Genomic DNA, 22,799 nt, shown 5'->3' with positions numbered 1-22,799 from the left:
GACCCGAAGCGGGACGCTTTCCGCCCGCGACGGGTTTCGTTCCTAACGCTATGTTCACCTCCCACGAGCATAGCCGAGGTTCAAGCCGGACGATGTCGCGGGGTTCGCCTCGTGGGATCGCCTGGCCCGAGGAGGTTCCCGAATGCGTGTCGTGCCCCGTTCCATTCTCGCCAGCGCGCTCGTCGCGACCGCCCTGTCCGGCTGCGCCGGCGGCGGGGCCGATCGGCCCGTGCTGCCGCCCGCTTCCTATGTGGCCAGCAAGGAAACGCCGGGCGAGGAATATGTGATCGGACCGCTCGACCAGCTCCAGATCTTCGTGTGGCGCAATCCCGAGCTGTCCGCCAAGGTCCAGGTACGACCCGACGGCCGGATCACCACTCCGCTGGTCAGCGACATGCCCGCCGTGGGGAAGACGCCCGCCACCCTTGCCGACGATATGAAGAAGGCGTTGGCCGAGTATATCAAGGACCCGATCATATCGGTGATCGTGGAGAATTTCTCCGGCACCTTCAGTCAGCAGGTCCGCATCGTCGGCGCGACGGAAAAGCCCGCGTCGATCCCGTACCGCGCCAACATGACGCTGCTCGACGCGATGATCGCGGTGGGTGGCCTCAACCAGTTTGCGGCCGGGGACAAGGCCCGGCTCGTCCGGTACGAACGCGATACGGGCAAGCAGCGCGAATATGCGCTGCGCATCTCGCGCCTGCTCAAGAAGGGCGACTCCTCGGCGAACGTCCGGCTCGAGCCGGGCGACGTGATCATCATCCCCGAGTCGATGTTCTGAGCGGGCGGCTGGCATGAACGGCTTGCTCGACGAGGCGAGGCTCGCGCTGCACGCGATCTGGACGCGGCGCTGGCTGGGGCTGGCAGTAGCCTGGGGCGTGTGCGTCCTGGGCTGGCTGCTCGTGTCTCAGATCCCCAGCCGTTACGAGGCCAAGGCGCGGGTGTTCGTGCAGATGCAGTCCATCCTGCCCGCCGGGCTGGCGGGCCCGGCCAATGAAGAACAGCGCACCGTCGACCAGCTCCGCCAGACGTTGATCTCCAACATCAACCTGCAGAAAGTCGTGCGCGGGACCGATCTGGCGCAGACCGTCTCGAACGACCGCGAGGTCGCCGATCGCGCGGCCGGGTTGGCCCAGTCGATCAAGGTCACCGCGGCGCAGGACAATCTGTTCGAGATCACCACGTCGGCGGCCTCGCCCAAGCTGGCGCGCGACATCACCCAGAAGCTGATCGACATCTTCGTCGAGTCCAACCTGGCCGGCGACCGTACGCAGACGAGCCAGTCGCTGCGCTTCCTCGACGGGCAATTGGCCGAGCAGCAGAAACAGCTCGCCGATGCCGAGGCGAAGCGCGCTGACTTCCAGAACCGCTATCTCGGCTCGCTGCCAGGCACAGGCACGGTCGCCGACCGGATCAGCGCGGCGCGGGCGCAGATGGCGCAGGTCGACGGCGAACTGGCGGGCGCCGCTTCCAGCCTCGCTGCCGTCCAGGGACAGTTGGCGGGAACGCCCGCGACCATCGCGACGCCGGGCATGGCGGGCGGCGCCGGGCCGGCGCGGGCGCGGCTGGCGACCGTCCAGGGCCAGCTCGCCGATGCGCGGACACGCGGCTATACCGAGAGTCACCCCGACGTCGTGGCGCTCAAGGGGCAGCTCGCCGCCGCGACCGCCGCCGCGCGGGGCGAGCCGTTGACCGGCGGCACGGGCGGGGGCGGCACGCCCAACCCGCTTTATCTGTCGCTTCAGTCGATGCAGGCGGATCGCGGCGCGCAGGTCGCGGCGCTGCGGATGCGCAAAAGCCAGATCCAGGGCGATCTCGACGCACTCGCCGCCAAGCTGGCGATCGATCCCGAGGTCGCTGCGCAGCAGGGCGAGGTGGAACGGCGCTATCAGGTGCTGAAGGACCAATATGACCAGCTCTTCGCCCAGCGCGAGCAGTTGCGGCTGCGCGGGCAAGCGCAGAGCGAGGCGGCGCCGGTGCGCTTCTCGGTCATCGACCCACCGCGCGCGCCGTCGACGCCCAGCGCGCCCAACCGGCTGCTGCTGCTGACGGGTGTGCTGCTCGCCGGGGTGGCGGCGGGCGTCGGCGCTGCCTTCGCGCTGGCGCAGCTCCGCCAGACCTATCCCACGACGCAGCGACTGGAGCGGGCGAGCGGCATGACCGTGATCGGTTCGATCGGCGAGGTCGTGACGCGGCTTCAGGAGGACGAGCGGCGACGCCGGCTCAAATTGTTCGCGGGCGGCGCGGGGGGCCTGGCCGTCGCCTATGTGCTGTTGCTCGGGGTCGAGATGCTTCAACGAGGGCTGGCGGCATGACGAACGGCATCCCCAAGCCCGCGCCCGGCGGCTCGCTGCTCGAACGCGCGGCGCGGGTCTATGACTTCAACGCGCATCTGCGCGCGGCTGCACCCACCGTCGGGCTCGTATCGGAGCCGGTCGCCGTCGATCCGACGCTGGCGGCCATTCCGGCCGAGTATCTGGCGAGCGCGGATCATGACGATTTCACGCCGCCGCCGGTCGATTCAACGGTCGCGACGATCGACCGAACGATGCTGGCGGAACGCGGCATGATCGTGCCCGGCGCACCGGTCGGCCCGCTCGCCGAGGAGTTCCGGCTCGTCAAGCGCCACTTGCTGGGCCTCAAGCGGCTGATCGCGGAGGGGGACCACCCCGACCGGGCGCGCACGATCCTGGTGTGTTCGGCGCGGCCGGGCGACGGCAAGACCTTCTGCGCGATCAACCTCGCGCTTTCGATCGCGGCGGAACGGGACACGGAGGTGCTGCTGGTGGATGCCGACTTCGCCAAGCCCGATATATGTCGGCAATTGGGACTTCCCAATGGGCGCGGGCTGCTCGACGCGCTTGACGACGGCGCGGTGGACCCGGAGGGGCTGGTGATCCAGACCGACGTACCCGGACTCGCGGTGCTGTCGGCGGGAACGCAGACCTCGGCCGATACGGAATTGCTGGCGAGCGCGCGGACGCGCACGGTGATCGCGCGGCTGTTGGCGGCCAATCCGCGACGCGTGATACTGTTCGACTCGCCGCCGGCACTGGCGGCCTCGCCCGCCTCGGTGCTGGCGACGCAGGTGGGGCAGGTCATGCTTGTCGTGCGCGCCGATCGGACCGGCGACGGCGAGCTGCGCGAGGCGGTGTCGCTGCTCGACGGATGCGAACATATCGAACTGCTGCTGAACGCGGTGTCGTTCGTCCCGGGCGGGCGCCGTTTCGGCAGCTATTACGGGCAGGAGGACGCGACGTGAGCCGATTTTTCGCCTTGCTGGCCGGTGCGACCGCGCTGACCGCCGCCGGGTCCGCGACCGCGCAACAGCGCGGGCGCACCTATGTCCAACCCTATGTCGAGGCGAGCCAGATCCTGGCGGCGGATCTGGAGGACGGCGATGTCGTGACCTTCACGACGCTGTCGGCGGGTGTGGACGCAGGTGTCAGCACCGCGCGCGCCGAGGCGCAGATCGGCCTGCGCTATGACCGGCTATTCTCTTGGGACGACGACATCGGCGACAGCGACGTGCTGTCGGGGCTGGCGCGCGGATCGTACCTGGTCGCGCCCGGGCTCTCCATCGAGGGTGGGGCGATCGCCACGCGGGCGCGATCGGACAATCGCGGGTCGGCGCCGGGCGTGCTGATCGGCGATCCCGACAATATCACCCAGGTTTACTCGCTTTATACCGGCCCGACGCTGTCGCGCCCGATCGGGGCGGCGCGGCTCGATGCCGGATATCGGATCGGCTACACCAAGGTCGAGACGCCGGACTCGGTGCGGCTTGCCCCCGGATTGGGCCGGCGCGATTTCTACGACGATGCGATCAATCACCTCGCCACCGCCCGGCTGAGCGTCGCTCCCTTCGTCGTCCTGCCGGTCGGGCTCGCGCTCAGCGCCGGCTATGAGCGCGAGGATGCTGGGCAGCTCGACCAGCGTTACGAGGGCGTGCTGGTGCGCGGCGACGTGCTGGCGCCGATATCGGCGACCGTCGCGCTGGCGGCCGGGGCCGGTTACGAGAAGATCGAGACCAGCAGCCGCGCGCCGCTCCTGACCGCGGACAATGTTCCCGCGCTTGACGAGGACGGCCGTTTCCTCTCCGATCGCGGCCGGCCGCGGCGCGTCGACTATCGCACTGACGGCTTGTATTACGATGTCGGCGTGGTCTGGCGCCCCAACCGCCGGACCGAGGCGCGCGCTTCCGTCGGCGAGCGCTACGGATCGTTCAGCGGCACCGGATCGCTCAGCTACCAGGCATCGCAGTCGGTCGGTATCGCGGTGGGCGTCTATGACGGCGTCCAGACCTTCGGTCGGCAGTTGCGTCAGGGTATCTCCAACCTGCCGACCAGCTTCGTGTCCGCCCGCGACCAGTTCGTGCAGCAATACAATGGCTGCGTGTTCGGCACGTCGGGCAAGACGCCGGGCGGCTGCCTGAATTCCGTGTTCCAGTCGATCAACACCACCAGCTACCGCGCGCGCGGGATCGACGCGGTGATCACCGCCACGCGGGGGCAGCACCAGTTCGGGGCGGGGGTCGGATATGCCAATCGCCGCCTCCATACCGGGCGTCTGCCGGTCGGCGTGACGGTGTTCGGCGTGGAGGACGAGAGCGTCTATGGATCGTTATTCTACGGACGGTCCTTAACCCCGGTGTCGGGCTTCGACGCGCAGGCGTTCCTCAACTATTACAACACGGTGGGCCTCAGGGACGACGAGGTGCTGTCGGGCGGCGCGGTGGCGAGCTATTATCATCGGTTCGGCCGGTTGCAGACGACCGCGTCCGCAGGCCTATACAGTTTCCAGGTCGGCGATTTCGACGATCAATGGTCGGCCCAGGCGCTCCTCGGCGCGCGTTACAGCTTCTAAGGACAAGGCCCATGTACGATCAGCATTTCGGCCTGACCGGGCGGCCGTTCCAGCTCACGCCCGATCCGCGCTTCTGGTTCGAGACCGCGACCCACCGCAAGGCGATGGCTTATCTGGGCTATGGCTTGGCGCAAGGCGAGGGGTTCATCGTCGTCACCGGCGATATCGGTGCGGGCAAGACCACGCTGATGGGGCACCTGCTCGACGGGCTCGACCGCACGCGACTCAACCCGATCACCATCACCTCGACCGCGATCGAGGCGGACGACCTGCTGCGCATCGTCGCGACCGGGCTGGGTATCGATCCCGCGGGGCTGGCCAAGGCGCAGCTTCTGACGGCGATCGAGCGCGGGCTCCACGCGGTCGCGCGTACCGGGCGGCGGACGTTGCTGGTCGTCGACGAGGCCCAGGCGCTGCCCGTGTCGGCGCTGGAGGAGCTGCGGATGCTGTCCAACTTCCAGGCGAGCGGCGGTCACGCGCTTCTCCAGATCGTGCTGCTCGGCCAGCCCGAGTTCCGCGACCGATTGCAGGGTTCGGACCGGCTGGAGCAGCTGCGCCAGCGGGTGATCGCCATCCACCATCTCGACCCGATGACGGAGGACGAGGTGTCCGACTACATCGCGCACCGCTTGTCGGTGGTCGGTTGGAACGGACGACCGGATTTCGCGGTCGACGCCTTCCCGGCGTTGTTCCGCGCATCGGCGGGGGTGCCCAGGCGGCTGAACCAGCTTGCCGGACGCGTCATGCTCCACGCCGCCATGGACGGGCTGGAGGTGATCGACGCCCGCGCGGTCGAGGCGGTCGCCACCGATCTGCAGGCGGACATGAGTACGGCGTCCGCCATCGCGCCCCCAGCGGCGGCCGAACCGGCGACCGAGCTTCGCGAGGAGCTGTCGCGCGCCATTCCGATCCGGCCGGGTGCCTCCGATCCGGCCCTCGCACACCGCGTCGCCGCCTTGGAGAAGCGCGTCGAGATGCAGGACGCGGCGCTGCGGCGCGTGCTGACGCTGCTGGTCGACTGGATCGAATCGGACATGGCCCCGCCGCATCCCGACGCGCTCCACGAACGCGCGGCCTGATCGCGGTGCCGAACGGCCGCATTCTGAACGGCATGTCGGTCGACGTGGAGGAATGGTTCCAGGTCGGGGCGTTCGAGCGCGTCATCGCCAAGGGCGACTGGAACGGTCTCGAATCGCGGGTCGACCACAATACGGGTATGGTGCTCGACCTGTTCGCGGCGGCGGGGGTGCGCGCGACCTTCTTCACGCTGGGCTGGGTGGCGGAGCGGCATCCCGTGCTGATCCGGCGGATCGCCGAGGCGGGGCACGAGATCGCCAGCCACGGCTGGGACCATCGGCGCGTCTTCACCATGACGCCTGACGAGTTCCGCGCCGACATCATCCGCGCCCGCGCCGTGCTGGAGGACGCGGGCGGTGCCCCCGTCACCGGCTACCGCGCGCCGAGCTTCTCGATCGACGCGCGTACCCCCTGGGCGCATGAGGTGCTGGCGGAGCAGGGCTATGTCTATTCGTCCAGCGTGGCCCCTGTCCGACACGACCATTATGGCTGGCGCGACGCGCCGCGCTACGCCTTCCGGCCGCTCGCCGACGCCGAGCTGATCGAGGTGCCGGTGACCGTCGCGGAGATCGCCGGGCGCCGGCTGGCGACGGGCGGCGGCTTCTTCCGCCTGCTTCCCTCCGCGCTCACCGACTTCGCGACGCGCCAGGTGAACGCCCAGGGCCACGCGGCCATGTTCTATTTCCATCCTTGGGAAATCGACCCCGACCAGCCGCGCGTCGGCCACGCTCCGCTCCGGTCGCGGGTGCGGCATTATTCGCGGCTGGGCATCATGGCGGGCAAGCTGCGCGGGCTGCTCGGACGGCATGAATGGGGCCGGGTGGATGCGGTCGTCGCCGGGCTCGGGCGGATCGCCCCGCGGGCACCGACGCCAGGGGTCGGCGTCTCATGACCTTCCACGCCGTCACCGCGTCCGTCGGCGTTCGCGAGGTGAACCTGCGCGACGACCGCGAATGCGCGCGAATCGACGCGTTCGTGCGGGAACGAGTGGGCTCGCCCTTTCATCTCTCCGCCTGGAGCCGGGCCGTCGCGCGCGGCTGCGGGCGACGCGCGCGCTATCTGGTCGCGGAGCGCGGGGGCGGAGCGATCGCGGGCGTGCTGCCGCTGACCGAGATGCGGTCGCGCCTGTTCGGGCGGGCGCTGGTCTCGGCGGGGTTCGCGGTCGATGGCGGCATCCTCGGCGACGCAGTCGAAGCGCTCGCATCGGGCGCCTGGGAGCTGGCGGAACGATTGAACATCACCGAGGTCGAGCTGCGCGGCGGCGTCGTCCCAGCCGGCTGGGCGGTCGACGATGCGACGTATCTGGGCTTCGCGCGTGATATGGCGGGTAGCGACGAAGCCGAATTGCTCGCCATCCCGCGCAAGCAGCGCGCCGAGGTCCGCCGCGCGCTGGGCCATGATCTGGAGATTGCGATCGGACGCAGCGAGGCCGCGCTCGCCGAACATTACCGCGCCTATGGCGAATCGGTTCATAATCTCGGCACCCCGGTTTTTCCGCGCGCGCTGTTCCGCGCCGTGGTGGAGATGATGGACGCCGATGTGCTGACCGTCCTTCACGAGGGCGAGGCGGTCGCGAGCGTGCTGAGCCTTTATGCCGGCGATACCGTTTATCCTTATTGGGGCGGCGGCACGGCGCGCGCGCGGAGCTTGCGCGCCAATGATCGGATGTATTTCGCGCTGATGGCGCATGCGCGCGAGCGGGGCTGTACCCGGTTCGACTTCGGCCGGTCCAAGGCGGGCACGGGCGCGGCGGCGTTCAAGAAGAATTGGGGGTTCGATCCCGTGCCGCTCTCCTACGCCAAACGGAGCGCGGGGCCGGCGCGGACGGTCAACCCGCTCGACCCGAAATATGCGACGAAGATCGCGCTGTGGAAGCGGCTTCCCCTGCCGCTCGCGAATGCGGTCGGCCCCTGGATCAGCCGGGGTCTGGGGTGAAGGACATCCTGTTCCTGGCGCATCGCGCGCCGTTCCCGCCCGATCGCGGGGACAAGATCAGGAGCCATCACGTGCTGCGCCACCTGGCGGCCCGCGCGCGGGTGCATCTGGTCGCGTTCGGCGAGACCCCAGCCGACGCGGCGCCCCCGCCTGACCTAGCTGACCGCCTAGCGTCATGGACGATCGTACCGCGCGCCAAGTCGCGCGTCTGGGCGGGGGTGCAGGCACTGGCGACAGGCGAGCCGGTGTCGCTGCTCGCCTTTGCCGACCGGCGGCTGGCGGCTGCGGTGACACGGGTGCGGGCTGCGCACCCGATCGCCGCGACCTACATATTCTCCGGGCAGATGGCGCAATATGCCGGGCCGGAACGCACGATCATGGACTTCGTCGATGTCGACTCGGCCAAGTTCGCCGCGCTCGCCGATCGGAGCCGGGGACAATTGCGCTGGGTCCTCCGGCGCGAGGCGCGGCTGCTCGCAGCCCATGAGCGCGCCGTCGCGGCCCGGGTCGACGCCAGCCTATTCGTGACCGAGGCGGAGGCTGCGCTGTTCCACGCGGGCGGTGCGACGGGCCGGATATCGGCGGTGGAGAACGGCATCGACGCCATCTGGTACGACCCGGATGCCGGCTTCGCGCGGCTGGACGAGCGCGGGCCGCTGATCGTTTTCACGGGACAGATGGATTACGCGCCCAATATCGACGCGGTGACCTGGTTCGCCGACGACGTGATGCCGGCAGTCCGCGCGCGTCACCCGGCCGCGCGTTTCGCGATCGTCGGCCGCGCGCCCACCGGGGCGGTTCGGGCCTTGGCCGGGCGCGAGGGGGTGATCGTCACCGGCGCGGTCGAGGATGTCCGACCCTGGCTGGCGGCGGCCCACGTGGCGGTGGCGCCGCTCCGTGTCGCGCGCGGGGTGCAGAACAAGGTGCTCGAAGCCATGGCGATGGCGCGCGCCGTCGTCGCCAGCCCCGAGGCGGCGGACGGGATCGACCATGCGGGGACGATCCGCGTGGCGCCGTATGATTTCGCCGGCGCTGTGGGCGATCTGCTCGACCACCCTGACGATACGCGCGCGCTCGGGGAGGCGGCGCGGGCGCGAGTGCTGGCGCGCTATGCCTGGCCGGCGCGGCTCGCCCGGCTCGACGCGCTGCTCGGCCTGGAAGCGCCGCGATGAGCATCGCCCTGACCGCGCCGACCGACCGGACGTTGACCGGCTGGCGCCGCCACGGCCTCGCGCTCGTGCTGGTGGCGCTGGCGCTCGCCCTGCTGTTCCGCGGCGATGTCGGCGACCTCGTGCATCTGTGGTGGACCAGCACCACCTATGGCCATTGCCTGTTCGTCGCGCCCGTGATCGGCTGGCTGGTATGGCAGCGACGGTGCGAGCTGTCGGCGCTGACCCCTATCGCCTGGTGGCCGGGGCTGGCGATGGTCGCGGTGGGTGGCACGGCCTGGCTGCTCGGCGACGCGGGCGGAGTGGCGCTGGCGCGGCATGGCGGGCTGATCGTCATGCTCCAGGGGGTGGTGGTGGCGCTGCTCGGCCCGCAGGTCGCGCGCGGGCTGCTCTTTCCGCTCGGCTATGCGCTGTTCTTGGTGCCCTTCGGGCAGGAGCTTGAGTCCCCGCTCCAGCAGGTGACGGTCGCGACGGTCGTGCCGCTCCTCCATCTGGTCGGGGTCCCCGCCATTGTCGACGGGGTGCTGATCCATGCCGGGCGCTACTGGTTCGAGGTCGCCGAGGCGTGTTCGGGGTCGAAGTTCGTGCTGGCCATGCTGGCTTTCGGGGTGCTCGTCGCGGGCACCTGTTTCTGGTCGTGGCGCCGCCGCGCGCTGTTCCTGCTCGCCTGCGTAGTCGTGCCGGTGCTCGCCAATGGCGTGCGCGCCTTTGCGACGATCTGGGCCGCGGACCTGACCTCGGTAGAGGCTGCAGCGGGGTTCGACCATATCGTCTATGGCTGGATATTCTTCGCGCTGGTGATGGCGGGCGTGCTGGCGCTGGGCTGGCGCTGGTTCGACCGCGCGCCCGACGATCCCGCGTTCGATCCCGCGCGGCTGGCGGGGCCGGTCCGGCACCGGATCGACCTGCTACCCGCCATCCTGCTGTCGATCGTCACCGCTGCGGCCGCGCCCGCCTGGTCGGCGATGGTGGCAGCTCGTCCGGCGCCGTCGCCGGCCCGAATCGACCTGCCGATCCTGCGCGGCTGGGTACGCGCACCGTTGAGCACGGCCGCGCCCTGGCAGCCGCACCATCCCGGCGCGGATCACCGGCTGTTCGGCCGCTATGTCGACGGGCAGGGCCATGCGGTCGACATGGCGATCGCCCTTTATGCTCGGCAGTCCGAGGGGCGAGAGCTTGTCGCGTTCGGGGTCGGCGCGCTTCGCGAGGATGATCGGTGGGTGCGCGTCGCCGACGTCGCGCCGATCGCGGGCGGCTCCGCGATGCGGATCGTCGCGTCCGAAACGGACGGGCGCTCCGTGGGGCGCACCGTCGCGACCTGGTATCGCATCGGTGCAGTGACCACCGCCGACCCCATCCGCGTCAAGATCGAGACCGCGCGCGCGCGCCTGACCGGCGGCGACCAGCGTGCCGTCGCGCTGCACCTGTCCGCCGAAGGGCCGACCGCCCCGGATGCGATCGCGCGGTTCGCCGCAGCATTGGGTCCGATCGGCCCCGCGATCGACCGCATCGCCCGGCCGCGCTGATGTGCGGCATCGCGGGCGTCTTCCACCACGTCACCCCCAAGCCCGTCGACCCCGCCCGCATCGGCGCGATGATCGCCGCCATGCCGCATCGTGGCCCGGACGGGGAAGGCGTCTGGACCGCGCCCGGCGTCGGCTTCGGCCACCGGCGCCTGTCGATCATCGATCTGGAGGGCTCGCCCCAGCCCATGTCCGACGGGCATCTGACGGTCACCTATAATGGCGAGATCTACAATTTCGCCGAGCTTCGCGCCGAGCTGACGGCCCTCGGCGCGCGCTTCTGGACGGGGGGCGATACCGAGGTTCTGCTCCATGGCTGGCGGGCCTGGGGGCCGGCGATGCTCGACCGGCTGAACGGCATGTTCGCCTTCGCGCTCCACGATGCGGAGACGCGGACGCTGTTCCTCGCGCGCGACCGCGTCGGGGTGAAGCCGCTTCATTACGCCGAGCTCGCCGACGGCTCGATCGCCTTCGCGTCCGAGCTCAAGGGCCTGCTCGCCCACCCGCTGCTCCGCCGCGAGCCGAACCTGCGCGCGGTCGAAGATTATCTGGGGCTCGGCTATGTCCCCGACGACAGCTGCATGGTCGCGGAGGTGCGTAAGCTGCCCGCCGGCCATTTCCTGCTCGTCCGGCGCGGCGAGGCCGTGCCCGAGTCTCGGCAATGGTGGGACCTCGACTTCTCCAACCGGGCGAGCGGATCGGCCGAGGCGCTGGGCGAGGAGTTGCTCGACCGGATGCGCGCGGCGGTGCGCAGCCGGATGGTCGCCGACGTGCCGCTGGGCGCCTTCCTGTCGGGGGGCGTCGACAGCTCGGCGGTCGTGGCGCTGATGGCGGAAGCCGATCGCCGCGCGGTCCTCACCTGCACGATCGGCTTCGACGAGGCGGGGCATGACGAACGCGCCCATGCCCAGACCGTCGCCGACCGCTTCCGTACCGATCACCGCGTCCGTGTCGTCTCACCCGACGATTTCGCGCTGATCGACACGCTTGTCCGTGCCTTTGACGAACCGTTTGCGGACGCCTCCGCGCTCGCCACCTATCAGGTGTCGGCGCTCGCCCGCGAGAGCGTGACGGTGGCGCTGTCGGGCGACGGTGCGGACGAGGCGCTGGCCGGCTACCGCCGCCACCGCTTTCACGCGGGCGAGGAACGGCTGCGCGGTCTTCTGCCCGCCGATGCGCGCGGCAAGTTGTTCGGTACGCTCGGGCGCTATTACCCCAAGGCCGACTGGGCGCCCCGCCCGCTCCGCGCCAAGTCGACCCTGGTCGCGCTCGCCGGATCGGGGGAGGAGGGCTATGCCCGCGCCGTGGGTGTCACGACGCCCGAGCTGCGCGCGCGGTTATTCTCGGCCGACGCGCGTCGCGCGCTGGGCGGCCACCGCGCCGAGGACCGATACATCGCCACCATGCGCGCCGCCCCCGCGCGCGACGGCCTCGACCGCGCGCAATATGCCGATATCAAGCACTGGCTGCCCGGCGACATCCTGACCAAGGTCGACCGCACCAGCATGGCGGTCTCGCTGGAAGCGCGCGAGCCGCTGCTCGATCACCGCCTGCTCGAATTCTGCGCGACCCTGCCGCCTTCGATGCGGCTCCGGCGAGGCGAGGGCAAATGGCTGATGAAGCGCAGCCTGGAGCGCCACCTCCCGCGCGAGATCCTCTACCGCCCGAAGATGGGCTTCGTCACGCCCGTGTCGGCCTGGTTTCGCGGCCCGCTTGCCGACACCGCCGCGGGCCTCGTCCATTCGCGCCTGCTGAACGACACGGGATGGTTCGACCTCGACACCCTGGCGACGCTCGCGGCCGACCACCGCGCGGGTCGCGCCGAGCATGGCCGGACGTTGTGGCAGTTCCTGATGCTGGAGCGCGGCCTGCAACGGCTGTTCGGGTAATCGTTCAGCGCAGCTTCGCGATCGACAGCCCATCCTGTTTCGCGCGGTCCTTGGTCGACTCCTCCGACCGCTTGAGCGCCTTGGAGATGGCCTTCAGCGCCATGCCCTTCTTGGCGAACTGGTGCAGCTTCTGCAGCTCGTCGGGCGTCCAGGGCTGGCGGTGGCGCTCGAAGGCTTCCTTGTCCTTGGCCATCAGAAGACCGCGATCGCCGCGTGGAGCGTGAGCGCGATCAGCGCCAGGCTCGACAGCGCGAACAGGGCGAAGCGGAAGCGGATGATGTTGGCGGTCGCCTGGACGATGCTGTGGCCGATCCGCAGCAGCACATAGGCCCAGGCGATCATCGCGTTCAGGCCATCGCCCGCGCCGATCAGCGCCAGCGTCAGCGCGACCGCGTAGAACAGGGTCGGCTGCTCCATCAGGTGCATGTAGTTGTGCGCCGGCCATTGCGCCTCGTCGGGCACCACGCCGTCGAGCGCGCCGGGCTTGCCGCCGCGCGCCTTGCCGAGGTCGATCCCTGCCTTCCTCATCGCCGGCAGCCGCACCACGACCATCCAGACGAGCATCACCAGCGACCAGGCGATCAGCACTACCACCGGCCGCAGAATCTCGCTGTTCATGAAAAAGCCTCCCCCGATCGCTCGGGAGAGGCTGCCTCACTTGGCCGTCCGGCGCAATCCGCCGACCGGTTTACTTGCTGAAGATCGCGCCCCAGCGGCGCTTGACGCGATCCTTCCAGTGGCCGCGGTGGTAGGCGTCCGACGCCAGCAGCGGCATCACGCTGCCCGCCTCGGCGAACACCATCTGCTCGATGCCCGTGTTGACCTTGCCCCAGCTCGCCGCTTCCTGAAGCGTCGACGAGGAGCAGGCGCCGTCGCGCACGTCGGCGACGGTGATCTGCACCGCGTATTTGTGCACCTGAACGTCGTCATGGCCCAGGATTTCGGCGCAGACCACGGTGTCCTGGATGAAGTTCTTGGGCACGCCGCCGCCGATCATCAGCAGGCCGGTGACGCCGGCCTTGATCTTGATGTCGGTCAATTCGCGGAAGTCAGCGATCGCATCGAGCACCATGTACGGCTTGCCCGCCTTCATGCTGTCGACCTGGTGCTTGACCAGCCCGAACCCGGCCGAGCTGTCGACGAAGGCCGGGCAGAAGATCGGAACGTCATGCTCATAAGCGAGCTTGACGAGGCTGTTGTCCTTCTTGCCATGCTCGACGAGATACTTGCCCATTTCGCGGATGAACTCGCGGCTCGAATAGGGGCGGGGTTCCAGCGTCTCGGCGATCTCGAAGATCGTGTGGTCGACGTGCTGGAGCTGCTCCTCGTCGATATAGGTGTCGTAGATCCGGTCGATCAGCAGCGAGCGCAGCGTGTCGTCATCGGGCACGTCGAGCGCCTGGTAATGTTTATGGCCCAGCCCTTCGAAGAAATCCATGTCGACGATCGACGCGCCGGTCGCGACGATGCCGTCGATCATGTTGTTGCGCAGCAGCTCGGCGTACAGGTCCATGCACCCGCCCGCCGAGGTCGACCCGGCGATGACGAGGAAGATGGTGCAATCCTTGTCGGCGAGCATCTGGTTGTAGATGTTCGTCGCGCGGCCGAGATCGCGGCTGGTGAAGCTCATATCGGCCATTGCATCGACGATCGGGCGCGCGTCGAAGCTGGTGATGTCGATATGCTTGACCTGCTTCGAAAGCAGCTCCGCCTTGCGGGTATCGTTGGGGGTAAGGTCGTTCATTGTCAGGTCCGTTCGTTCAAGACCCGCCGTCGTTTATGGGGACGCGGAAACCCAGCCCGTCGTCCGGGCGCTTGCCGGGACGACGGGGATTAGGCGCGGGCCGTTACAGCTTGACGACGTTGCTCGCCACGCGGGGCAGCTCGTCATCGTACATCGACACCATCGGTTCGTCCGCGACGGTCACCGTCTCGTCCGATCCGAAGCCGTTAAAGGCGGTCCGCATCGCCGCGCCGTACGCGCCGAGCATCCCGACCTCGATATAGTCGCCGGCCTGGACATCGGCCGGCAGCAGGAACGGGCCCGCCATCCGGTCGAGATCGTCGCAGGTCGGCCCGTAGAAGCTGAACGCCAGGTCCTTGGCCCGGCTGTCCGGCTCGCGCAGCAGGGTGACGGGAAACCGCCAGCCCAGATGCGCCGCGTCGAACAGCGCGCCATAAGCGCCGTCGTTGATGTACAGCTCGGTCCCGCGACGACGCTCCACGCGCACCACGATCGAGCTGTATTCGGCGCACAGCGCGCGACCCGGCTCGGCCCAGAGTTCGGCCGAATAGGAGATGGGCAGGCTCTCGAACGCGCGGTGGATCGTGTCGAAATAGCGCTGGAGCGGCGGCGGCTCCATGCCGGGATAGGAGGAGGGGAAACCTCCGCCCACATCGACGACATCGACCGTGACGCCCGCATCGACGATCGCCGCGCGCACCCGCTCCATCGCGAAGCTGTACGCGTCGGGCGTCATGGCCTGGCTGCCGACATGGAAGCAGATGCCCAGCGCGTCCGCCGCCTGCCGCGTTGCCATCAGCAACGGGCGGACCTCGGCGCCCGACGCTCCGAACTTCGCCCCCAGGCTCAGCTTCGAATAGTCAGACGACACCTGTAACCGGACGCACAGCGTCAGGTCGTCGGCGCCGTTCGTGGCCCGGACGATCTTGTCGAGCTCCTCGACCGAATCGAGCGAGAAGGTGCGGACGCCGTGCTGGTGATACGCTTCCCCGATCACCTCCTCGGCCTTGACCGGGTGCATGAAGCACAGGGTCGCGCCCGGCAGCGTGCGTCGCACCAGCCGCACCTCGACGATCGAGGCGACGTCGTAATGCGTCACGCCGCTATCCCACAGGATGCGGAGCAGATCGGGAGACGGGTTCGCCTTGACCGCGTAGATCGAGCGTCCCGGAAACCTCTCCACGAAGAACCGGGCCGCGCGAGCGGCGGCATGCGGACGGACAAGCGTGACCGGCTGGACCGGCTGGCGCTTGGCGATGTCGATACCGTCCCGGTGAGCGGAAACGGCGGTCGAATGGGTCGTCGCTAACCCCAGCGCGCTATGATGCTTGTGCAAATCAAGGGACCTCCAATTGCCTTGCGGCATACGGTGAGAAGCTGCCTTGCGGTTGGAAGTCCCATGGGGCAGCGAGGCGCGATCTATGGTGGGTGACCCCCCATGTAAAGTGGCGATTATACGAGAAAGCCGGATAGTGACGTTTTTGCGACAACCGACCCGCGCCGGGGTGCGCGACGCCGCCGCCAAGCTCGCGGCGATCCTACCCGCGACACCGCTTTTCACGTGCGACCTCAAGGGCGTGACCGTGGCGTTCAAGGCCGAATCGCTCCAGCCGATCGGCGCGTTCAAGATACGCGGGGCGTGGCACCGCCTGACCGCGCTCGACGATGCCGCGCGGGGGCGGGGGGTCGTCGCCTTTTCGTCGGGCAATCATGCGCAAGGGATCGCCTGGGCCGCGCGCAAGCTGGGCATCGCGGCGACCATCGTCATGCCCCACGACGCGCCCCCGGTGAAGCGCGACGCGACGCTCGCGCTCGGGGCGGAAGTGGTGGGCTACGACCGCGCTACCGAGAGCCGCGAGCAGATCGCGGCGCGACTGGCGGAGGCGCGGGGGGCCACGCTGGTGCCGAGCTTCGACGATCCCTGGATCATCGAGGGCCAGGGATCGGCCGGGATCGAGGCGGCGGCGCAGATGGCGCGCGCCGGGCTGCCGGCTCCCACGCTGGTCGTCGTGCCCTGCGGCGGGGGCGGGCTCGCGGCCGGGCTGGCGCTCGCCTTGCCCGACGCGCGGATCACCGTGGTCGAGCCGGAGGGTTGGGACGACATGCGCCGCTCGCTCGAGGCGAGCTGGATCGAGCCGGTCGACCCCAATCCTCCGCCCACCGCCTGCGATTCGCTCCAGACGCAGCGCGTCTCAGCGCTGACCTTCGACGTGCTCTCGCGCCGCGACGCGCAAGGGGTGGCGGTGTCGGAGAGTGAGACCGCCGCCGCGCAACGCTGGGCGGCGGAACGGCTGCGGCTGGTGATCGAGCCGGGCGGCGCCGTCGCGCTCGCGGCGCTGCTCGCGGGGCGGGTAGCGCCCGAGCCGGGGATGCTGGTGCTGCTGTCGGGCGGCAATGTCGACCCGGCTGCCTATGCGCGGGTGCTGGCGGGATGACCGACGCCCTTACCGGCATCGGCGCGGCCGCGCCCGCCATCGCCATGCTGGGCTGCTTCGCGTGCCTGATCGGCGGCGGGGTGCTGGTCGCCAAGCGCCGCGACGTGCGCAAGGGCGTATTGATGCTGGTGATGGCGGGCGTGCTGTTCGCCAACGTGCTTATCTGGACGCTTTGAGCGGCGCGGGCGGGCATGGGCGAAGCCCATGCCGTCGGACGGTGCTTGAGAGCACCGCCGGCCGCTCGCGCCGAGCTCAGGTGTCGTGCGACACTCAGCGGATCGGGCTGTCCGGCGCCAGCCTCATGTCCAGATATTTGTCCACGCTCCCCATCAACTGCGGCATCTCCTGCTCGAAGAAATGGTTCGCCTTGGGGATGGTGTCGTGATGGATCGTGATGTGCCGCTGGGTGCGCAGCTTGTCGACGAGCTTCTGCACCGGCCCCGACGTGACCACCTCGTCCGCCTCGCCCTGGATGATGATGCCCGATGCGGGGCAGGGCGCGAGGAAGGTGAAATCGAACATGTTGGCGGGCGGCGCGATCGAGATGAAGCCGCGGATCTCCGGGCGGCGCATCAACAGCTGCATCCCGATCCACGCGCCGAAGCCGAATCCCGCCACCCAGGTCGTTTGCGCCTCGGGATGGAAGCTCTGCACCCAATCGAGCGCGGAGGCGGCGTCGGACAGCTCGCCCACGCCATTGTCGAACACGCCCTGGCTCTTGCCTACGCCTCGGAAGTTGAACCGCAGGGTCGCGAAGCCGCGTCGCTGGAAGGTCTTGTACAGTTCCTGGACGATGCGGTTGTTCATCGTCCCCCCGGATGAGGGATGCGGGTGAAGGATCATCGCGACGGGCGCGCGCGGGCGGGGGGCGGGGGCGAAACGCCCTTCCAGGCGGCCTTCGGGACCGGGAAAGATGACTTCGGGCATGGCGGAAACCTGACTATATCGGAAAGGGGCGGGTGAACCGCCGCGACTGGTGCGCTATATAGTCGCCGCCCGGCATTTTGGAACCACAGGCTTGCCCATCCGCCTCTATCTCGATCACGCGGCGACCACGCCCACGCGCCCCGACGCGATCCGCGCCGTCGCCGAGGGCCTGACGCGCTGGGCCAATCCCAGTTCGCCGCACGCCGAGGGCAGGGCGGCCCGGCGCGCGCTGGAGGATGCGCGCGCTTCGGTAGCAGGCGCCTATGGCTGGCGTGGGGCGACCCTGTTCACCAGCGGCGCGAGCGAGTCGCTGGCCATCGCGCTCGGCCGATCGGTCGCCGATCGCGTCGTGATCAGCGCGGTGGAGCACGACGCCGTGTTCCGCGGCGCAGGGCAGGCGCAGGTGCTGCCGGTCGGCCAATCGGGCGAACTCGCTCGTGACGGGCTGGCCGACATGCTCGCCGAGCCCGGCCGCGCGCTGGTCGCGGTGCAATGGGCGAACAGCGAGACCGGGGTCCGCCAGCCGATCGCCGCGATCGCCGACCAGGTTCATGCCGCCGGCCAGCTGCTGCTGGTCGACGCCGCGCAGATGCCGGCGGGCGTCGCCCCGGAAGTGGCCGACCACGCCGATTTCGTCGCGCTGTCCGCTCACAAGCGCGGCGGCCCGCCCGGCATTGGCGCCCTGCTCGTCCGCGACCTGGGGCTGCTGTCGCCGAGCGGCGGGCAGGAGTTCGGCTACCGCGCCGGAACCGAGAATCTTCCCGGCGCGCTCGGCTACGCCGCCGCGCTCGCCGAGCCCGAGCCGGTCGCGCGCTGGGCGGGGATGCGCGAACGGCTCGACGACGCGATCCGCCGGTCGGGTGGGGAGATCGTGGCCGGAGGCTCGCCGCGCCACCCCGCGATCGGCAGCTACCGGATGCCCGGCGTCGCGAGCGCGGCGCAGCTCATCCGTTTCGACCTGGCGGGTATCGCAGTATCGGCGGGAAGCGCCTGTTCGAGCGGGAGCATGAAGCCCAGCCACGTCCTCGGCGCGATGGGTTGGCCCGAGCAGGTGGGGCGCGAGGTGGTGCGCATCAGCTTCGGCCGCGACACGACCGATGACGAGGTCGATGCCGCCATCGCGGTCTGGCGCGACATCGCCCGCGCGGCGCGGCGGATCGCGGCATGACCTATCTCGACTATCAGGCGACGACCCCGCTCGCGCCGGAAGCGCTGGAGGCGATACTCCCCTGGCTGCGCGACCAGTATGCGAACCCGCATTCGGCCCATCGCGAGGGCCGCCGCGCCCGTGCCGCCGTCGAGGTCGCGCGCGACCAGGTCGCGGCGTTGCTTCCACCCGGCGGCAGGCTCGCCTTCACGAGCGGCGCGACCGAGGCGCTCAACTGGGCGATCAAGGGCACGACCGGCCCTATCGTCACGCTCGCGACCGAGCACGCCGCCGTGCTCGACACCGTCGCCGCGACCGGGCGGTCGGTGACGATCCTGCCCGTCGGGGCGGACGGGCTGGTCGATTTGGCCCGGGCGGCGGCGGCGATCCGCCCCGGCACCGGCCTGGTTGCGGCGATGCTCGTCAACAACGAGATCGGGGCGATCCAGCCCGTCGCCGAACTCGTGAAGCTCGCGCATGATGCCGGCGCCTTGTTCCTGTGCGACGCGGTCCAGGGCTATGGACGGGTGCCGATCCCCGACGGGTGCGACCTGGTCGCGATCTCCGCGCACAAGGTCCACGGTCCCAAAGGCGTCGGGGCGCTCTGGATCGGGAACGGGGTCACGCTCGCCCCGCTGCTCCATGGCGGCGGGCAGGAGGAACCCGGCCGCTCGGGCACGCTCAGCCCGGCCTTATGCGCGGGCTTCGGGGCGGCGGCGCGGCTTGCGGCCGGGCGGCACGACATCGATACTCTGCACGCCCAGGGTCTGTTCGACTTGGCGAGCTCGCGGCTCGGCGCCGACTGGACGGTCAACGGATCGGTCGAGCATCGCTATCCCGGCAATCTCAACATCCGTCGCCCCGGTCTCGACGTGGCACGTCTCATGTCCGACCTGCGCGACCTGTCCTTCTCGGCCGGATCGGCCTGCGCCAGCGGATCGGGTCGCCCCAGTCACGTGCTCCGCGCGATCGGCTTGTCGGACGCCGAGGCACGGTCGAGCCTGCGCCTCGGCTTCGGTCGCTATACGACCCAAGACGAGCTGACCGCCGCGATCGGGCGCATCGAGACAGCCACCTGGTCGCAGCAGGTCGTCGCATGATCCGCGTCCGTTTCGTCGCGCGAGACGGCTCGGTCCGCGAGGCCTCGGGCATCGCGGGCGCACGGCTGCTCGACGTGGCGCAGGCGGACGGTCAGCCGCTCGAGGGCACCTGCGACGGCGACATGGCCTGCGCGACCTGCCACGTGATCGTCGACCCCGCCGATTTCGCGCGCCTCCGGCCCGCGACCGAGGAAGAGGAGGAACTGCTCGACCTGGCGTACCACGCCACGCGAACGAGTCGGCTGGCGTGTCAGATCAGGCTGACGGCCGCGCTCGACGGGATGAGCGTGCGTGTGCCCTGAGGGGGTCAAAAGCCGCTGAGCAGCATGTCCAGGGCACCGACGATCGCGATATGCTCGCTTCGCAGATCGCAGACCTGCTCGCCTAACTCGCTTAGCGGGACCGCCGATGCTAACTGCGGCGCCAGCATGTAAGACCCGGCCTCGCTCTCGAATATCGGGTTCAGGCGAGCGATCGGCTTCGGCGCTTCGTAGCGAGGCGATAAAGGTAGCACGAAGCGCGTCGGCAGGTAGACGTTGGTGGGCCTGCGCGCTTGAACGCCTGCGGATTCGCCGGTTCCGCCCCGTTTCGCGGCGGTCGCCATGTTCCACCCTCCATCAATCCTATGCATGATTTATGTGCGTCGAGACGCCTATCAACCCCGATCTTGCCTTTTCGCGGACCGCCGGTCATATCGCCCCCGGGAGTCGGGCGGACGTGGTCGTCGCCAACCCGGTCAGGTCCGGAAGGAAGCAGCCGCAACGATTTCGCCGCGGGTCGTTCCGGCTCCCACCGCGCAGGGCGGGTTGCGCCATGCCGGCGCAAGACTCGCCCCAGCGCGGCCGACGGGGCAAAGCCCCGTTCGACGACGCGGCTTCGACGCGGCGCGGGGCGTAGCACCCCAGCTGCCGCTTACATCCCTGCCGACTTCGCTCTACATCCCGTCCGAATGTCCGACTCCCTCGACCTCGGTGAGCCTGCCCAGCCCGCCACCTCCCCCTATCGCGTGCTCGCGCGCAAATATCGCCCGCAGACCTTTTCCGAGCTGATCGGCCAGGACGCGATGGTGCGCACGCTGGGCAACGCGATCAAGCGCGGCCGGCTCGCCCATGCGTTCCTGATGACGGGGGTGCGCGGGGTGGGGAAGACCTCCACCGCCCGGCTGATCGCCAAGGCGCTCAACTGCGTCGGCCCGGACGGGCAGGGCGGTCCCACCATCGACCCTTGCGGCAGCTGCGAGCCCTGCCGCGCGATCGCCGAGGGGCGCCATATCGATGTGATCGAGATGGACGCCGCCTCGCACACCGGCGTCGACGACGTGCGCGAGATCATCGAGGCGTCGCGCTATGCGGCGGTGACCGCGCGCTACAAGATCTACATCGTGGACGAGGTCCACATGCTGTCCAAGAACGCCTTCAACGCGCTGCTGAAAACGCTCGAGGAGCCGCCCGCGCACGTCAAGTTCCTGTTCGCCACGACCGAGGTGAACAAGGTTCCGATCACCGTCCTGTCGCGCTGCCAGCGCTTCGACCTGCGCCGCATCTCGGCCGAACTGCTGGCGGCGCACTTCGCCGAAGTCTGCCGCCACGAAGGGGTGGAGGCCGATGCAGAGGCGCTCGCGCTGATCGCCCGCGCGGCGGAAGGCTCGGCGCGCGACGGGCTGTCGATCCTGGACCAGGCGATCGCCCATGCCGATCTGGAGGGCAGCATCGTCACCGCCGACGCGGTGCGCGAGATGCTGGGCCTGTCGGACCGGGGCGCGGTGCGGGACCTGCTCGGACTGGTGCTCGGCGGCGACGGCCCCGGCGCGCTCGCGCTGCTCCGCCGCCAATATGATCTGGGCGTCGATCCGCAAGGCGTGCTCCGCTCGCTGCTGGAGACCGTCCACGGCGTGACCCTTGCCAAGGTCGGCGCCGCGCCCGATCTCGCCCAGCCGGCCGAGGAGGCTGCGGCCTATGCCGACTGGGCGGCGCGACTGTCCTTTCCTGCGCTTCATCGCCTGTGGCAGCTCATGCTGAAGGGTCACGACGAGGTCGCGCGCGCGATCCTGCCGATCGAGGCGGCGGAGATGGCGCTGCTCCGCGTCATCCACGCCTCGACGCTCCCCGATCCGGGCGAGCTCGCGCGCCGGATGACCGCGGCACCGGAGCCGCCTGCCGAGAAAATCGAAGCCGCTCCGAGTTTGTCGACCGCAGCGCCCGTCAGCCCGTCGCCGGCTGATTTTGCCGGGCTGGTCGCGACCCTTGAGGCGGGGGGGCAGCACGCGCTCGCCGCCCGGCTGACGCACAGCGCCAGCGTGGTCCGCTACGCTCCGCCCGAACTGGTGCTGAGCAACGCCCGCCCGCTTCCGCCCGATCTCGCCAAGGAGCTGGCCGAGGCGCTTCGCCGCATCACCGACCAGAATTGGCGCGTGCTGGTGGAAGACGCGTCGGGAGCGCCTACCTTGCGCGAACAGGCCAAGGCACGCGAAGAAGCGGAGCGCCAGGCGGTACTCGACAGCCCCCTCGTCAAGGCGGCGTTCGACGCATTTCCCGAGGCCGAACTGGTCGAATGGACGAACAGCAGGAGCAAGATGTGAACAATCTCGACGAGATCATGGCCATGGCGCAGAACGTCCAGGCCGAACTGACCAAGGCGCAGGAGAATCTCGACACGATCGAGGTCGAGGGTCAGTCCGGCGGCGGGCTGGTCAAGGTCCGCGCCTCGGCCAAGGGCCGGATCATCGCGATCGACATCGACCCGTCATTGCTCCAGCCTTCGGAAAAGCAGATGCTGGAGGATCTGGTCGTCGCCGCTTTCAACGACGCCCGCGCCAAGGCTGATGCGAAATCGGGCGAGGAGATGAGCAAGATGAGCGCGGGCATCCCGCTCCCGCCGGGGTTCAAGCTGCCATTTTAGGCGCAGCACGGCCCGCGGTGCCTCGGCGCGGGACTCGCGCAAGCCCGGCCGGCGTCGCCTGCCGACGACCGAAGACGCGGCTTTGC

23 protein-coding genes and 1 other RNA gene are annotated in these 22,799 nt (G+C 69.6%); 18 read left to right on the top strand and 6 right to left on the bottom strand.

The genetic code is table 11. The annotated features are described in order from the left end of the window. Positions 1–142: 142 nt before the first annotated feature. From VF592_RS13115 to VF592_RS13070, 10 genes are read left to right on the top strand one after another with little or no spacing between them, the layout of a single operon-like run. Complete coding sequence (locus VF592_RS13115; RefSeq protein WP_331006079.1) at positions 143–784, top strand: XrtA/PEP-CTERM system exopolysaccharide export protein; 642 nt, start codon at positions 143–145, stop codon at positions 782–784. Positions 785–797: 13 nt separating this feature from the next. After that, positions 798–2,318 (top strand): XrtA system polysaccharide chain length determinant, encoded by a 1,521-nt coding sequence (locus VF592_RS13110; protein WP_331006078.1) that lies wholly within the window; start codon positions 798–800, stop codon positions 2,316–2,318. After that, positions 2,315–3,265 (top strand): AAA family ATPase, encoded by a 951-nt coding sequence (locus VF592_RS13105; protein WP_331006077.1) that lies wholly within the window; start codon positions 2,315–2,317, stop codon positions 3,263–3,265. Before VF592_RS13110 ends, VF592_RS13105 begins: the two co-directional genes overlap by 4 nt. Further along, a complete protein-coding gene (locus VF592_RS13100) occupies positions 3,262–4,869 on the top strand; it encodes a hypothetical protein (protein WP_331006076.1) in 1,608 nt (535 codons plus the stop codon). The genes VF592_RS13105 and VF592_RS13100 overlap by 4 nt, the downstream gene beginning before the upstream one ends. An 11-nt stretch (positions 4,870–4,880) precedes the next feature. Continuing rightward, positions 4,881–5,948, top strand: a complete 1,068-nt coding sequence (locus VF592_RS13095; protein ID WP_331006075.1) for an ExeA family protein — start codon at positions 4,881–4,883, stop codon at positions 5,946–5,948. A 32-nt stretch (positions 5,949–5,980) separates the two neighbouring features. Beyond that, the gene (locus tag VF592_RS13090; protein ID WP_331006245.1) at positions 5,981–6,838 is read left to right on the top strand and encodes an XrtA system polysaccharide deacetylase; all 858 of its coding nucleotides are present in this window, start codon (positions 5,981–5,983) and stop codon (positions 6,836–6,838) included. After that, complete coding sequence (locus VF592_RS13085; RefSeq protein ID WP_331006074.1) at positions 6,835–7,881, top strand: FemAB family XrtA/PEP-CTERM system-associated protein; 1,047 nt, start codon at positions 6,835–6,837, stop codon at positions 7,879–7,881. Before VF592_RS13090 ends, VF592_RS13085 begins: the two co-directional genes overlap by 4 nt. Continuing rightward, complete coding sequence (locus tag VF592_RS13080; protein WP_331006073.1) at positions 7,878–9,053, top strand: TIGR03087 family PEP-CTERM/XrtA system glycosyltransferase; 1,176 nt, start codon at positions 7,878–7,880, stop codon at positions 9,051–9,053. Before VF592_RS13085 ends, VF592_RS13080 begins: the two co-directional genes overlap by 4 nt. After that, a complete protein-coding gene (gene xrtA, locus VF592_RS13075; protein WP_331006072.1) occupies positions 9,050–10,576 on the top strand; it encodes an exosortase A in 1,527 nt (508 codons plus the stop codon). The genes VF592_RS13080 and xrtA overlap by 4 nt, the downstream gene beginning before the upstream one ends. Then, positions 10,576–12,462 carry an XrtA/PEP-CTERM system amidotransferase gene (locus VF592_RS13070; protein WP_331006071.1) on the top strand — a complete coding sequence of 629 codons (1,887 nt, stop codon included), beginning with the start codon at positions 10,576–10,578 and terminating at the stop codon, positions 12,460–12,462. The genes xrtA and VF592_RS13070 overlap by 1 nt, the downstream gene beginning before the upstream one ends. A 4-nt stretch (positions 12,463–12,466) precedes the next feature. Here VF592_RS13070 and VF592_RS13065 read toward each other — a convergent pair whose 3' ends face one another. The 4 genes from VF592_RS13065 to VF592_RS13050 all read right to left on the bottom strand — a co-directional run bounded on the left by VF592_RS13065 (position 12,467) and on the right by VF592_RS13050 (position 15,542). After that, positions 12,467–12,655: a hypothetical protein gene (locus tag VF592_RS13065; protein WP_331006070.1), complete on the bottom strand. Its 189-nt coding sequence runs from the start codon at positions 12,653–12,655 to the stop codon at positions 12,467–12,469. After that, the gene (locus tag VF592_RS13060; RefSeq protein ID WP_331006069.1) at positions 12,655–13,080 is read right to left on the bottom strand and encodes an MAPEG family protein; all 426 of its coding nucleotides are present in this window, start codon (positions 13,078–13,080) and stop codon (positions 12,655–12,657) included. The genes VF592_RS13065 and VF592_RS13060 overlap by 1 nt, the downstream gene beginning before the upstream one ends. Positions 13,081–13,150: 70 nt before the next feature. Then, positions 13,151–14,206, bottom strand: a complete 1,056-nt coding sequence (locus tag VF592_RS13055) for a 1,9-bis(guanidino)-5-aza-nonane synthase (protein WP_331006068.1) — start codon at positions 14,204–14,206, stop codon at positions 13,151–13,153. A 103-nt stretch (positions 14,207–14,309) separates the two neighbouring features. After that, positions 14,310–15,542 (bottom strand): type III PLP-dependent enzyme, encoded by a 1,233-nt coding sequence (locus VF592_RS13050; RefSeq protein WP_331006067.1) that lies wholly within the window; start codon positions 15,540–15,542, stop codon positions 14,310–14,312. Between the two features lie 136 nt (positions 15,543–15,678). Here VF592_RS13050 and VF592_RS13045 point away from each other — a divergent pair, with 136 nt between their 5' ends. Further along, positions 15,679–16,641, top strand: coding sequence for a threonine/serine dehydratase (locus VF592_RS13045; RefSeq protein WP_331006066.1), 963 nt, complete (start codon positions 15,679–15,681; stop codon positions 16,639–16,641). Beyond that, complete coding sequence (locus VF592_RS13040) at positions 16,638–16,817, top strand: hypothetical protein (protein WP_331006065.1); 180 nt, start codon at positions 16,638–16,640, stop codon at positions 16,815–16,817. The genes VF592_RS13045 and VF592_RS13040 overlap by 4 nt, the downstream gene beginning before the upstream one ends. A 94-nt stretch (positions 16,818–16,911) precedes the next feature. Here the strand turns inward: VF592_RS13040 and VF592_RS13035 are convergent, their stop codons facing one another. After that, entirely contained in the window at positions 16,912–17,568 is a 657-nt protein-coding gene (locus tag VF592_RS13035; protein ID WP_331006064.1) for an alpha/beta hydrolase, read from the bottom strand. A 91-nt stretch (positions 17,569–17,659) separates the two neighbouring features. Between VF592_RS13035 and VF592_RS13030 the strand changes: the two genes are divergently transcribed. Genes VF592_RS13030 through VF592_RS13020 form a run of 3 tightly spaced genes read left to right on the top strand, consistent with a single transcriptional unit; the run spans position 17,660 to position 20,117 of the window. Beyond that, positions 17,660–18,736 carry a cysteine desulfurase family protein gene (locus tag VF592_RS13030; RefSeq protein WP_331006063.1) on the top strand — a complete coding sequence of 359 codons (1,077 nt, stop codon included), beginning with the start codon at positions 17,660–17,662 and terminating at the stop codon, positions 18,734–18,736. Then, positions 18,733–19,815 (top strand): cysteine desulfurase family protein, encoded by a 1,083-nt coding sequence (locus tag VF592_RS13025; RefSeq protein ID WP_331006062.1) that lies wholly within the window; start codon positions 18,733–18,735, stop codon positions 19,813–19,815. Before VF592_RS13030 ends, VF592_RS13025 begins: the two co-directional genes overlap by 4 nt. Beyond that, on the top strand, positions 19,812–20,117 hold the full coding sequence (locus VF592_RS13020; RefSeq protein WP_331006061.1) for a 2Fe-2S iron-sulfur cluster-binding protein: 306 nt from the start codon (positions 19,812–19,814) through the stop codon (positions 20,115–20,117). Before VF592_RS13025 ends, VF592_RS13020 begins: the two co-directional genes overlap by 4 nt. A gap of 5 nt (positions 20,118–20,122) precedes the next feature. Here the strand turns inward: VF592_RS13020 and VF592_RS13015 are convergent, their stop codons facing one another. Then, complete coding sequence (locus VF592_RS13015) at positions 20,123–20,419, bottom strand: CcdB family protein (protein WP_331006060.1); 297 nt, start codon at positions 20,417–20,419, stop codon at positions 20,123–20,125. Between the two features lie 95 nt (positions 20,420–20,514). Between VF592_RS13015 and ffs the strand changes: the two genes are divergently transcribed. The 3 genes from ffs to VF592_RS13000 all read left to right on the top strand — a co-directional run bounded on the left by ffs (position 20,515) and on the right by VF592_RS13000 (position 22,713). Beyond that, positions 20,515–20,612: signal recognition particle sRNA small type (gene ffs / locus VF592_RS13010), an RNA gene on the top strand. Between the two features lie 152 nt (positions 20,613–20,764). Further along, a complete protein-coding gene (locus VF592_RS13005; RefSeq protein ID WP_331006059.1) occupies positions 20,765–22,393 on the top strand; it encodes a DNA polymerase III subunit gamma/tau in 1,629 nt (542 codons plus the stop codon). Next, the gene (locus VF592_RS13000; RefSeq protein ID WP_331006058.1) at positions 22,390–22,713 is read left to right on the top strand and encodes a YbaB/EbfC family nucleoid-associated protein; all 324 of its coding nucleotides are present in this window, start codon (positions 22,390–22,392) and stop codon (positions 22,711–22,713) included. The genes VF592_RS13005 and VF592_RS13000 overlap by 4 nt, the downstream gene beginning before the upstream one ends. Positions 22,714–22,799 lie beyond the last annotated feature (86 nt).

Origin of the sequence: Sphingomonas sp. (assembly GCF_036388435.1) — a bacterium.
Lineage (GTDB): Bacteria > Pseudomonadota > Alphaproteobacteria > Sphingomonadales > Sphingomonadaceae > Sphingomonas.
Note: the sequence above shows the minus strand (reverse complement) of the source record. Positions and strands in the feature narration are given on the sequence as shown.